This window comes from Amphritea sp. HPY (genome assembly GCF_050870985.1).
GTDB lineage: Bacteria > Pseudomonadota > Gammaproteobacteria > Pseudomonadales > Balneatricaceae > Amphritea.
The window spans coordinates 24084-37666 of sequence record NZ_CP194015.1 but is presented as its reverse complement, the minus strand read 5'-3'; the positions used below and the strand labels follow the sequence as shown (position 1 = coordinate 37666).

The window sequence follows — 13583 nt, the reverse complement described above, 5'->3', positions numbered from 1 at the left end:
GCGGCTTCCTGTTTTTTATTCAATCCCTGTTTTATAGCGGGCGTCCATAGAGAACATGTTCATCAGGACCAAGATCATTACGGATATGGTTACGTATCTGTTCCTCGATTTCCGGTGAATCGGCAGCAAAGATGCCGCAGCCCTTCAGGGCCTTCCGGTGATTATAATTCTTACCCAGATAAGAGAGCACGACCCGCTGACAGACCGGTTCCCGGGAATCTGTTCCCGATACACCCAGCATCAGTCCGGAAAGCAGTGATACTTTATTTTTATAAGTCGGAAACAGGGTCACGTGCACCATTTCATTCTGCAGCACCTCTTCATAACCACTGATAAAAATCCGGTTACCCAGCCCTGTCACCATACCTTTTATCTTGTAGATAAAATCGTTATGGCTTGATGTTTTCTTTTGCGACAGACGCTCAATCCACTTAATAAAATGCCGATCACCTTCCTTAAAAATAGTGCCGTAACCTTTAAGAATATGATTCGGGAACGAGGTTGAGTAGTAATAGATGTAGTAACTACCTTCATACTTACCCAGATCAGTGCCGGCTTCTTCGATTAACTTGTCCAGGCAACGATATTCCGGCCGATGCTGCTGGCTGCCGGTCAACTCGGCGATGGGACGAACGCGAATAATGGACTCAAACTCATCCTGCGGCAAAACCATCTCATGCTCTTCGATACCAAAATAGTCACAGATTTTGCGCAGATTGTTACCTGAAGGCGTCGTCTTACCGCTTAGATATTTATTGAACTGCTGGCGATTAATCTGCAGCTCACGACACACTTCAGAGATAGACTTCTTATAGCTACAGAGTAAGCGTAGGTTATCAGCAAGGTTAAGTTTGTTCATCCCAGGTTCCGTAGTCGGTAACAGCTCAGACTATAACAATCTAACTTAATGAAGTATAAGCGAAACTTCAATGAGATGATGGAAAGCACCTTTAAACTTAAGCAAATAGCGCAGTTGTTGCGCTCGTATCAGTTTATGTCAGTTTTTAAAGGGGGAAACTCCGGGGGATTTAACGAAAATATCGCTTTAGGATCGATAAAGAGTCTAACCGTGACGTCCAATGAATGTCCGCCTTAGAGGAGTTAGGCGGCGGAGCGCCATACCTAGAAAGTCACCCCAAATGTCACCTCTGTAGTGTAAATTCAATGGATCTAGCTCAACATGGCTGCTATGTGCCAATAACAAGAGGCCGGCTGAATTCAGATCTGCCCCTCCCGAAAAACTACAAGCAGAAAGCTTCAGTAAGGGGCTCCGAAATACGCATTTCCCTAAAAATCACCGGCACTTTTAATGGCAGTTATCCGGGTAGAGAATCCGATTGATTTCCCCCCCCCTCCCTTTCTGTAGGATTACTGGTTCATAACTGTGATGACTGCTGCGAGATTATAAGTCCGAAAATATCGGCTGTGTAGGGCCCGTCAGATATATGTTGGGAGGTAAAATAGAAGAGGTGACCAGAACCCTGAACTCGTCTATTTATGCGATCTAAATGCTTAATTTACATATTGAGTCGCCATAAGATTTTGATAAATAAGGCTAGTGACACATTCGCAGATTACCCCAAGGCTTTCAGAAAGCCCACGGAAGGTGCAAAAAAAGCCTGACCGGTGACCGCCCTGGTATATTTCAGAAGATGATCAGTATGCCCCTCTTTATCCCCCCCGATCATACTTTCCAGCATCTGTTTAAAAGGCTCCGGTGAACGGGCAAATGAAGCAAACAGCAAGCCTTTGCGAGTCAGGTCACCGTACGGCATGCTATGCCGCAGTATCTCAACAGAGTGTCCTTCACTGTCCTTTAGAGAGGTGCGTTTGGTATGCGAATACAGAGGTTTGTCGACACTGGCATATTCAACATTATCCTCTTTGGTGCGTCCGATAATATCTTCCTGCTGTTTAACCTGAATCCGGTTCCAGGCCTCCAGGTCGTGCTCGTAACGCTGCAGGTGAATGTAACTGCCACCGGTAAAAGGTGCATCTTCTTCACCAACCACTGCCACCTCTGCCCGATGCTCACCTTCTGGGTTTTCTGTACCATCGACAAAGCCAGTCAGGTCACGATTGTCGAGATAACGAAAGCCATGAACCTCTTCCACCAGCTGCGTATTATTGCCCAGCATAGCGACGACACGTCCTGCCAGTTCATAGTTAAGATCATGCCGTTCGGAACGAATATGCAACAACAGGTCAGCGGGCGTCTCCGGCGCTGACTGTTCAGCATTTGCCATTATCGGAAATGAGGCCAACTCAACCGGACGTAGTTCAGGGCTGTAGATATCCCAGTAATGACTACCCACTGCGACCGTCAAATGCAGATCGGCCTGGGGGTATTGATTGCGAAAACCGGCTTCGAGTGACGGGCACTGAGCCAAAACATTACGGACCTGCATTACGGCATCTTCTGTGCGCGCAAGATCCAGTGTAATAAAGATCGCATCGCTATTCGCAGCGGCTGTAATACCGGACTGATGGCCCTGAGACATAACCCTTCTCCTGTTCGATCAAAGATAATTCATTGCTGGCAGTATAAAACGTCCAGACCTGAAGATATGTTTAACTCTCGCTATACCCTTTATTTACAGAATGTATTACCACACTTTCCACCGGTACCTTCCCCCCCCCCCCCCCCTGCTACCTGCCAGTTCTAGCCCGGCACCTCAGCCCGCGGTATAGCGGTATCAGATGCATCATCAGACTCCTCATCAGACAATGTCTCCAGTTCGGTAAAACCGAAATCTTCCAGAATACTGTACGCCGCAGGCAGTACCATCAATAACAGTACCGTCGCAGTAACCATGCCAAATACCAGACTACATACCAGCGGCACTAACACTTGTGCCTGTAAGCTGGTTTCCGATAACAGCGGCAACATTCCGGCAACGGTTGTAACCGAGGTCAGAAAGATCGCCCGAAACCGGTCCCGTACCGCCTGCCCCGCGGCATCATGCAGGCTCATTCCTTCCAGGCTGCGGCTTTTAACGAACTCCACCAGCAGAATCGAATCATTGACGACCACGCCGGCCAGCGCCACAAAACCGATCATACTCGGTAAGCTCAGGTCCAGCCCCATCAGCATATGACCCCATACCACACCGATAAATGCCAAAGGGATGTTAAGCAGCACAATGATTGGCTCTTTGTAATTAGCAAACTGGAAACTCAGCAGCAGATAGACCCCGGCAAGCCCCAGTAAAAAACCACTGACAACCGAACCACTGGTTTCCTGATCACTCTTCACTTCCCCTTCCAGGCTAAAGCTTATACCGGGATATCGCTCGGTCAGTTTCTCCAGATAATTCTGCTTTATGTCGTTGATCACAGCGGAAGTGTTCGCCAGCTCAGAATCAACGTCACCGGTAACCGTTACCGTACGCTGGTGATTGATCCGGACAATTCTGGAGTACTCCCGCTGCGATGTTACATTGGCAATCGCGGTTAGTGGGATATCCTCACCGGCCGAATTAAAGATAGTCAGGTTGTCAAACTCATGCAGCGCCTGCGCTGCATCGTTATCCAGTTTGACACTGATCTCATAGGCCTCATCACCCCGATACACATCGCTGACTTTAACGCCCTGATAAGCGGCTCTGAGCTGAGATGCCAGCTGTTGCGCATTCAGCCCTGAATTCAGTGCCCCGGCCTGCAACTCAACCCGAAACTGAGGTTTGCCCGGCCGCAGATCCGACATTACGTTACTGACACCGGGGTATCCCGTTATCCAGCCCTGCAGCTGCCAGGACGCCTGGTATAGCTGATCAAGATCATCACCCTGCAAACGGATCGAAATTGCCTGCCCGGCAGGCCCCAGCGTTGGTTCTTTAAACTGCACGGCAATCGCATCTCTGAATTGCGGTGAGTTTTCCAGCCATAACCTTTTCAGCTCCACCAGCGAGGTATGACGCTTTTCAGCATCCAGCAGGTCCAGACTGATGGTTGCCAGATGCTCGCCCTCTTCATGGGCATCCGCATTACTGCTAAATGTCACCATAGTATTACGCACCAGCTTACCATCCGGCTCTGGTGGCAGGCTGGCCAGCGATCGGTCAAGACTGACCAGCAACTGGCTTACGACCTCTTCGGTACGTTGAAACGGCGTGCCCTGAGGCAACAGAATACGAGCCTGCAGCTGGTTACCTTCAATATCAGGAAAACCTTTGAATTTCACCACGCCGGCGGCCATCATGCCGATCGAAATAATCAACATAAAGATCGCTAATCCAACGCTGAAATAGCGGTAGCGGATCGACCAGTCCGCCATCTTACCAACCCGGTCTCTGAGCTTTGCAAAACCAGTTTCAAAACGATTACGCCAACCCGCGTCACCGGATTCAGGCTGACCATTAAGCGAGTGATGCAGATGGTGCGGCAGAATAAGAAAAGCTTCGATCAGACTGACGCTAAGCACCGCCAACAACACCACCGGCAATACGCCAAGGATTTGCCCCATATCGCCTTTCAGAAACAGCAGGCTGCCAAACAGAATAGCCGAGGTGATAAACGAAGATGCGATTCCCCGCGCGACTTTCTGAATTCCATCTACCGCAGCCTGAAAAGGTTTTTTCCCTTTACGGAACTCGGTTTCAATACTCTCAGACAATACAATCGCATCATCCATCAGAATACCGATCGCCATCAGCAGCGCTACCATTGAGATCATATTGATGCTGATCCCAACCGCCGACATAACCACTAACCCGCCCAGAAAGGAGATCGGCAACCCTAGTGCTACCCAGAAGGTATAGCGCCAGCCAAAGAACAGAAAGAGCGCCAGGGTCGCCAGTATCAGACCCTGCCAGCCATTGCGTAACAACAGGGATAAACGGTCTTTTACAATAGAGGCCGAATCCTGGGTAATCACCAGAGAGGTACCTTCCGGTAAACGACTGTTTTCCAGATCGGTAAACTCTTTCACTGCATCAAACACGGTAAGCGAATCATCACTGCTATTCTTACTGATTTCAATCAGCGCGGCCGGCAGCCCGTTCAGCTCAATGCGCTGTTCCGGTACTTCAAACAGGTCTTCTACGGTGGCAATGTCTCCCAGCCGTAACTGGCCACCCTGCTCTGTAGTGAGAATTACCAGGTCCTCCAGCTCGGAGACGCTGCGCCGGGCATTTTCCACCCTCACCTGATAGGAACCATGCCGGGTGTCGATATCGCCTGCCGGCAGATCCAACGCCTGTGCCCGAATCAGCGTGGCGATATCATCGATACTGAGTTGATATTGCCGCAACGCATAAGGTTTTACACTGACGCTCAGTTCATGCTCTGAAAAGCCAGTCACTGTCGCTATGGGAACACCCGGCAGGGCCAGAAGCTTGTTGCGGTAATATTCTGCCAGCGCCTTCAGCTCCACCATTGTTGCATCGGAGGAGATCGCCACGCTGACCACCGGCTCGGTTCGGCCCAGCTCCTTAATAACAGGGTCTTCGGCATCAGCGGGAAAGTCTGTAATGGCATCTACGGCCGCGGTAACATCATCGACAAACTGCTTTATATCTCCCGATTCCTGCATATCCAGCGTCAGCGTACCCCGATTATCCCGGGCTTCGCACTGCTGCTCGTCCATAAAACTGATGCCATCGGTGGCATCTTCCAGTCGGTTACAGATGCCATCTTCCACATCCGACGGGCTGGCCCCCGGATAGGCTACTGTGACACTGACCCGGTTCAGGTCCACTTCGGGAAAGGTCTCTTTTTTCAGGGTCGGCAGTGCCACCAGGCCCAACAGTATAATCGCCACCATCAGGATATTTCCGGCGGTCGGGTGGCCGGCAAAGAAGCGGATCATTATTCAGCACTCCCGCTAAACGCCAGATCAGCATCAGCGGAAGCCGATTTTAGTTCTTCCTGATAGCCCTGATCCGTTACCGGTGCCAATGGCATCCCTTGTATTACCGGAATCAGATCATTGACGATCACCTTGTCGCCCTCTGATAGCCCCTCTGAGATAAGCGCAAAATCCCCCTGGGTGAACAACACCTCTACCGCGCGGATTTCAAGCTTCTGATCTGCGCCCACCAGATAGACCCGCCCTTCATGGATCGCTTTACGTGGAATTACCAAGGCATCAATAGCCGGTGCATACAGATCCACCGCGGTATACATGCCCTTAATCAACGGCGGTCGCTTACCCGGTATAATTTTTTCATACGGGTTATCCACCGCTACTACAATACCCAAAGTACGGCGTACCGGATCGATCGCTTCAGAGAAACGGACCACCTCAGCCTGCCACGCAGCCTGTTCCTGCCCGCCAACCAGACTGACCCTGGCCTTCAGACCCAGTTGCTGCATTACCTCACCGATTTTCGCCGTTGACAGTTGCGCACCACTGACCAGCTTGGCCATCTGTTGTATCGGTAGCTGGGCCGTAATTTCAACCCTATCGGTCGTCAGCGCTTCAAACAGAGCAGTGCCAACAGAAACATACTCCCCCCTCTCCACCGGCACAGTGCCGATTCGAGCATCAAACGGCATATAGAGCTCGGTACGGCCGAGACTGGTTTGCTGACTGCGTACCTGTTGTGAAGCCCGCTCAATCTGTGCCTGAGCCGATGCTCTGCGACTTACGAAGGTATTCAGCTGCCCCTGCAGATCAGATACGTTCTGCTCTAACTGCAGCAGGTTCTGCTTCTCGGCATCCAGCACCGAACGAGCAACAAGACGCTTATTCCACAGATCTTCGATCCTTTGCAGCTCATTTCGTCCAACGTTCAGGTTATCCCGGGCCAGACGCAGCGAACGGCGACTGGTTTTTTCTTCTTCATCCAACTGCTGCAGTGAAGACAGGTTAGACTTCAGATCTGCCTCGCTCTGCTTCAATGAGACTTGCACATCTTCCGGATCAATCCGCAACACCAGTGTGCCTGCAGAGATACTGCCCCCCTGCTTAAGACCCGGGTGCATATAACTGATTTTGCCACTCACCTCGGCCCGGTTTTGCAATGCCACAGCATGCTCGACACTGCCATAAGCAGTAGTAGTCGGGTGTATTTTTTGCGATACAACTTCAATCACATCCACCTGCTTCGGTTCCAGTCCGGTGCTCTGATGTTCTACCGGCGCTTTGTTACGGACCATCATTACAACAACAAGAATAGCCAGTGCGACGACAACAAAAAAGATCGGTGGTTTTTGAAAAAGTGCTTTCATGTATGGAATCCAGGCCTGGAATATGAAGAAATCATTGTCAGCAGTATATCGTAACTGATTGTTACGCCGACAAACTTTACAGTAATTTACATAACCCCGGTTTACAGGAGAATTGAATAAAACGATTAGCGATAGAGTTGTTCTGAACCGTATTTCAGTTCCAGTGGTAAGCGCTCCTTACGAGGCATTCCTTTCACTACCAGACCATAGGAACGGTCGATCATCCGCTCTATCTCACCAACCGGCAAAGCGCCATTCAGCACAACCGTATTCCAGTGGCGTTTATTCATGTGATAACCCGGCAATACCGACTCAAAAATATCCCGCAGCATGACCGCTTCATCAGGGTCACATTTCAGATTCATATGGGCAATATGATTATCTTGCGTATCTCGCTCATGGGTCAGTGTGGCGAACATTTTGTTTCGCACTTTAAATACCGCGACATGGGGGTAAAAGGGGAAATCCTCCCAGGCTTCGGGGCGACTGAGAAGATAGTAACGGGCCGTCTCATACTGCATTTTGCATTCCTCTGCATAAAGCGTGGTCTGGAAGGTGTGAATAACTTCCTAAGCCATTCTGCTATGCAAATCGGGTTTCTACAAATGAGACCCTGTCCGCAACGGTCATTGAAAGGTCGTCGATTGCGATTATAGTCTGCAACCGGCCCTTTAAACCCTGGCTATTCGCTATCTGAATCGCCAGACCCGGACGGGCGTTTAGCTCCAGCAACATCGGGCCGTGGCGGGCATCCAGTACAATATCCACCCCCAGATACCCCAATCCCGACATCTCATAACAGCGGGCCGCCATATACAGTAAACGGTGCCAGTCCAGGATCCTGATATCTGCCAGCGGCATATCGGTATCCGGATGTTCTGTTACCGGGCGATCAAACTGCACTGCATGTGAAGCCTCGCCTGTAGCAATATCAATACCGACACCCACCGCCCCCTGATGCAAATTAGCCTTACCATCCGAAGCTGCTGTCGACAGTCGCATCATCGCCATCACCGGGAATCCCCGAAATACAATAATGCGGATATCGGGCACCCCTTCATAACTGTAGCGAATAAACTGCTCGTCAAAATGGATCAGGTCTTCAATAATCGCCTTGTCAGGCTGCCCTCCCAAAGAGTAGAGCCCGGCCAGAATATTCGAAGTATGCCGCTTAATATCTACCAGACTCAGGGCCTGATTATTAGGCTTGAAATACTGATTATCATCATGATCGTGGATCACCAGAATCCCTTTGCCGCCACTGCCTTTGGATGGCTTAATACAAAACGCCTCCTGGCTGTGCAGCACTTCAGCTATCTCTCGCACCTGATGCTGATAACGGATTACTCCAAGTAGCCGCGGCACCTGCAACCCTGCCGCCTCGGCCAGCTCTTTAGTCTGTAACTTATCATCAACCAATGGAAACAAGCGGCGCTCGTTATGCCGGGAGATATACTCGATATTGCGCTGGTTCATTCCCAGCACCCCCAGACTGGAGAGCTGACGTGGCGAGATAAACCAGTTCATCGCTCTGAATCCTGTTTACCATCAGAACCACCAGCTCTGGTCTGACCTTGCTTAGATAATGGACTAAACCGTATCAACTCAATCAAACGATATCCGGTATAGCTGCCTAAGATCAGAATAAACGCCAGCAACACTAACTGCAGCCCCGGAAAATTAAATGTCAGGTGCTGCACATAGTGATTCGACATCACCATATAAGCTAACAAGGCAACCAACAGCGACCCCCCACCCTGTTTCATCACTTCGGTACCGCCTTCCTCTTCCCACAACAGCGACATACGTTCAATGGTCCAGGCGATGATAATCATCGGGAAGAAAATAATATTCAGACCCTCGACGATACGCAGGTTGTAAGCGATCACCGAAAAGGTCGCAGTCAGCAAAATTACAACAATGATCACCGCGCTGATCCGGGCGACCAGCAGTAGATTGAGACGAGAAAGATAGCTCCTGACCACCAGACCTGAAGCCACTACCAGGACAAATCCGGCCAGCCCCGCCCCTAAAGCGGTTTGCATCAGCGCCAGAGCGATCAATACCGGCATAAAAGTACCCGAGGTACGTAACCCAACCAATACCCGCATTAAGATCACGACCATCACTCCCACCGGAATCAGTAATAATCCCCGAAATAGCTGCTGCTCCTGCAAGGGTAGACTGTGCAGTGAAACCTGAACCGCGCTGACATCCTGATACTTCTGATCTAAACCGCTTTGCACCGGTACAACTTCCCGCTGCATTGAGAAACTGACCCGGGTACTTCGGCCACCCTCCAGGTCAATCAGAGGCTGATCCCCCATCTCCCAAATCAAAAGCCGCGAAGGTCGTCCTTCTTTGCCTGTATTCAGGTTAAAGAAGGCAACTTCATCTTCCTCATAGACCATCAGATAGGGTAGGGTTTCCTGATTGCGGCGGCCATGACGCAACCTGAGCGCTGTGACCTGGCGTGCCGATATTCCCGCTAAACGCATCAATAACAAAGCCGCAGCGGACAGCCCACGGTCCTGCTCCAGCAGTTGCACCTGCTGGTCTTCAGATAGCAACGAATTGATCAGTTGCGCAGCCAATGTGATCTGACTCGCCGACTGCTGTCTGGCCTGACGGATGATTCGCTCAGCCGCCAGACTGGTGGCTTCCGGTAAAATAGGCGCTGGAGCAACCGGCGGCGGTGCCGACCAGCTCAGCCCCCCCTGTCCCTTATCTAACAAAAAGCGGGCCCGGTAATATAACACCTGCTTCCCGGCAGCCTGCTGAGTCGACCAACGTACTGCAGGTACATCCTCTTCAGTAAGATAGCTCAACCCGTATCCTGGCGAAGCGGTACCCTGCTCCAGTAAAGTAAAGCCCGGTTGCGACCGGGGAATAGCCAACTGTGCAACCACGCCATTACCCTGTGCGACAAACTCCAGCCGAGCTTCAACGCTCCAGACTTCACGGGTTTCACCCGGTAACCAGGGCACTTCCAGATTAATATGACGATATATAGCACTGCCTAAACCTAAACCGGTCAACAGTAAAATCAGCAGGTAGAAAGGTATCTTTTCCAGCATATGAACCTACCTTTTATGCGGATCCGGGCCGGTAGGCTGTTTGCCTAAGACATAACGACGCGCAACATCAACCACCATCAGATCGCGCAACAAGTTACGACCAACCAGCACTTCATACCTAAGATGGGAACGGTCTTTGAGGGTAAACTCCGCAACCTGAGATATTGTGCCCAACCGGATACCCAGCTTAACAACCCAGCGTTTATCATTATCCTCTGACGCCTGCCGAACGTTAGCAAAACGCTCAACCAGCAAAGATACCTCCCGGTCATCCTCCAGGCTAAACCTGACCCACTGCTTACCATTACGTTCGAATTCAGTGATATTTCGGGCACTGATTGATGAAGTTGATGCGCCGGTATCCATGCGTACTTTTGCAGCTCTTTGATAACTGCCGAAATCGACCCAGGCCCACTCGACGGCACCCACTACGGTTTTATTGCTTAAGGACTTACGCAGTTCTGGGCAGGATTGATCTGCACGAGCGGTACTGACCATCGCTTTACGCGCATCTGATTCACGCTTAATCAGCTTGGTCGTTTTCTCCTGTACAGAAATCAGGTTATCAAGCTGTGGCTGAAGTTGTTCACACTGATCAATGGCCAATTCTGTCAGCTGAATATTTTCGCGCTGTAGACTCTTTGTTGCTATACATCCCTGAAGCAAGAGTATCGCGAGGAGCAGACTGAGTGCTCTCATCGTATTACTCCGTTAAGCGGTATTTGCTCAGACGTATGAAAGTAGGACAACTGTGCTCTGAAGCCGGTTCACAACAACAGTAATTTCACACTAAAGCATAGCCGCGAGTCGGTGTAACGTCGATCTCAGGGGGCCATAAAAGAAGAGGTTTATCAGATCGGGGAAAAATGGGGGAAGACCGGACGCAGCCAGCTGTACTATAACTGTTCAGTTACCGGTAGCAACCGGGCGCTGTGAATTACGAATCCATTCGCTCCATGAGCCTGCGTAGATACGGGAACCGGACAGGCCGGCAATTTCCATTGCCAGATAATTATGGCAGGCTGTCACACCGGATCCACAATAATGGATAACCTGATCCGCAGAAGTATTGGAAAGTAGCTCAGACCACTCCTGCTTAAGTTGTGCCGCAGACTTAAAACAGCCGTCGACATTCAGGTTCAGTTGCAGTGGCCGATTGATTGCTCCCGGGATATGTCCGGCAACTGGGTCGATCGGTTCTTGCTCCCCCCTGAAACGCTCAGGTGTACGGGCGTCCACCAAGGTATTCTCAGAAGCAACTTCTGTTAATTGCTCAAGCGTGACTATCATTTCCTGATCACGCTTAGCGCTGAAGTTACCAGCTTGCGGTTCTGGCACTAGCGTCGTAGCACTCAGACCAGCACCGCTCCATGCAGGAAAACCACCATCGAGCACTGCAACAGCTTCATGCCCCATGACCCGTAGCAACCACCAGGCCCGACCCGCCATCGCCCCACCACAATCGTCGTAGACCACAACCTGTGAACCAGGGTTGACGCCAGATCGCGCCAACGTATTGGCTAATGCCGTAAAATCAGGCAGAGGATGACGACCCGTTAACGGGGTGATCGGTGAGGACAGATCATTATCCAGATCAATATAACGGGCTCCTGGAATATGACCATTTCCATATAAGCGAGCACCCAGAGCGGTATCCATCAGGTTAAAGCGGCAATCCAGCACCAACAGATTTTCCGCTGCCGAATCGATAAGAGAGGAGAGTTGCTCAGCACTGATCAGGGTGGTGTACATAAAACTTTCCTCTTCAATCTCAATTCAGGTAACTAATATCAAGCTTAAACCAGCAGCTCCGCTAATTCGTCGCGCAACAGGTCCAGCTCATTCTGAGCCTTCTGCTTCGCCTTCTTCTTCAACGTGGCTACCAACTCTTCTTTTTCAGTAATCAGCAGTTTAGCTTCAGCGGCTTTATCATCAGCAGCTTCAACCCGATCCAGCATCGGTTTCAACTGCATCAGGATGGCACGTCGGCGCCCCTCTTCAGCCTTTGCAATCTGCTCTGCAGACTGCTCTTTCTCTTTCTTCTGCTCCTGCTGAACAGGTGCTGCACCCTGATAGGTCAGAGGCCGGATACCGGTAGCAATACGGATCTGATCGAGGAAAGGCGTTGCATAACTGCGCGCTTTCTCTGCACCTTTATGCAGCTGCTGTTCGACATAGGCCATATCGGTCATTAGCCTGTTGTACTCTTCGCGAGGGGCTGCCAGATAATCATCCAAATACTCAAACAGCTCTTTCTTAGCATCACCCCAGCCGATACCGTTCTCAAACTGACGACGCATGGCGGACTGTTCTGCTGCGGAAGCAAAGTTAGCAAACAGCTGGAAGATAGTACTGTTATCGGCATCCTTCGGCTCGCCCGGCTCTTTGGTATCGGTCTTGATCTGCTTGATCAGCTTGTACAACTCGTCGGAAGAGGCAAACAACGGGATAGTGTTATCGTAACTCTTAGACATCTTACGACCATCCAGACCGGGAATCAGCTGGGTCTGTTCATCCACCTGCGCCTCTGGCAGATGAAACAGAGTACCGTAGGTATGGTTAAAACGACCGGCGATATCACGGGCCATCTCAATGTGCTGAATCTGATCTTTACCAACCGGGATGATACCGGCGTTAAACATCAGAATATCCGCAGCCATCAGAATCGGATAACTGAACAACCCCATAGTGACGTCGTCATCATCCTGCTTACCGGACTCACGATTGGCATCTACTGAAGCTTTATAAGCATGAGAACGGTTCATCAGACCTTTAGAAGTCATGCAGGTCAGAATCCAGGTCAGCTCGGTAATCTCAGGGATATCCGTCTGCCGGTAAAACGTCGCTTTATCGGTATCCAGTCCCAACGCCAGCCAGGTAGCAGCAATCTCACGGGTAGAGCGGGCGACCCGCTCCGGATCGTGACACTTAATCAGGGCATGAAAATCAGCCAGAAAGAAGTAGCTACTCAGGTTACTGTTCTCGCTCGCCTCAATTGCTGGCTTGATCGCGCCAAGGTAGTTGCCAATATGCGGAGTACCTGTAGTTGTAATACCGGTCAGTACAGTTTGCTTTGTCATCTGATTATCTTCTTGCTGAAATCTATAAAAATTGCCGGTTATGATACTAGGAGCCCGTCTGACTTAACACCAATCTACTGCGAAAAACCTCAATTTGCCCCTGTTTTCTCGACTGTCCTCGCTCAAGGATTCTTTATTAGCCTCCAAAGTTCAAAAACAAGACTCTGACTCGGGAATTCGCTGAGGTATTTTTCAGACACAGCTAAAGCAGGGTTTTTTCCACCTATAAAGAGTGGTACAAATAGCCATCACT

The 13583-nt window shown here is 50.5% G+C and carries 10 protein-coding genes; all 10 read right to left on the bottom strand.

Going from position 1 to position 13583, the window contains the following annotated elements; genetic code table 11:
* Positions 1 to 31: 31 nt before the first annotated feature.
* Positions 32 to 859 carry a helix-turn-helix domain-containing protein gene (locus ACQUQM_RS00145; protein ID WP_432472438.1) on the bottom strand — a complete coding sequence of 276 codons (828 nt, stop codon included), beginning with the start codon at positions 857 to 859 and terminating at the stop codon, positions 32 to 34.
* A 715-nt stretch (positions 860 to 1574) separates the two neighbouring features.
* Positions 1575 to 2501 (bottom strand): Dyp-type peroxidase, encoded by a 927-nt coding sequence (locus ACQUQM_RS00140; RefSeq protein ID WP_432472437.1) that lies wholly within the window; start codon positions 2499 to 2501, stop codon positions 1575 to 1577.
* A gap of 161 nt (positions 2502 to 2662) precedes the next feature.
* Positions 2663 to 5809, bottom strand: coding sequence for an efflux RND transporter permease subunit (locus ACQUQM_RS00135; protein ID WP_432472436.1), 3147 nt, complete (start codon positions 5807 to 5809; stop codon positions 2663 to 2665).
* Positions 5809 to 7173, bottom strand: coding sequence for an efflux RND transporter periplasmic adaptor subunit (locus ACQUQM_RS00130; RefSeq protein ID WP_432472435.1), 1365 nt, complete (start codon positions 7171 to 7173; stop codon positions 5809 to 5811). The genes ACQUQM_RS00135 and ACQUQM_RS00130 overlap by 1 nt, the downstream gene beginning before the upstream one ends.
* Positions 7174 to 7298: 125 nt before the next feature.
* Entirely contained in the window at positions 7299 to 7694 is a 396-nt protein-coding gene (locus ACQUQM_RS00125; RefSeq protein ID WP_432472434.1) for an MmcQ/YjbR family DNA-binding protein, read from the bottom strand.
* Positions 7695 to 7755: 61 nt separating this feature from the next.
* A complete protein-coding gene (locus tag ACQUQM_RS00120; protein ID WP_432472433.1) occupies positions 7756 to 8700 on the bottom strand; it encodes an alpha-L-glutamate ligase-like protein in 945 nt (314 codons plus the stop codon).
* Positions 8697 to 10250, bottom strand: a complete 1554-nt coding sequence (locus ACQUQM_RS00115) for an inactive transglutaminase family protein (RefSeq protein WP_432472432.1) — start codon at positions 10248 to 10250, stop codon at positions 8697 to 8699. Before ACQUQM_RS00115 ends, ACQUQM_RS00120 begins: the two co-directional genes overlap by 4 nt.
* Before the next feature lie 6 nt (positions 10251 to 10256).
* Positions 10257 to 10949 (bottom strand): ATP-dependent zinc protease family protein, encoded by a 693-nt coding sequence (locus ACQUQM_RS00110; protein ID WP_432472431.1) that lies wholly within the window; start codon positions 10947 to 10949, stop codon positions 10257 to 10259.
* Between the two features lie 207 nt (positions 10950 to 11156).
* The gene (locus ACQUQM_RS00105) at positions 11157 to 12002 is read right to left on the bottom strand and encodes a sulfurtransferase (RefSeq protein ID WP_432472430.1); all 846 of its coding nucleotides are present in this window, start codon (positions 12000 to 12002) and stop codon (positions 11157 to 11159) included.
* Positions 12003 to 12046: 44 nt separating this feature from the next.
* Complete coding sequence (locus tag ACQUQM_RS00100) at positions 12047 to 13330, bottom strand: tryptophan--tRNA ligase (RefSeq protein WP_432472429.1); 1284 nt, start codon at positions 13328 to 13330, stop codon at positions 12047 to 12049.
* Between the last annotated feature and the right edge of the window lie 253 nt (positions 13331 to 13583).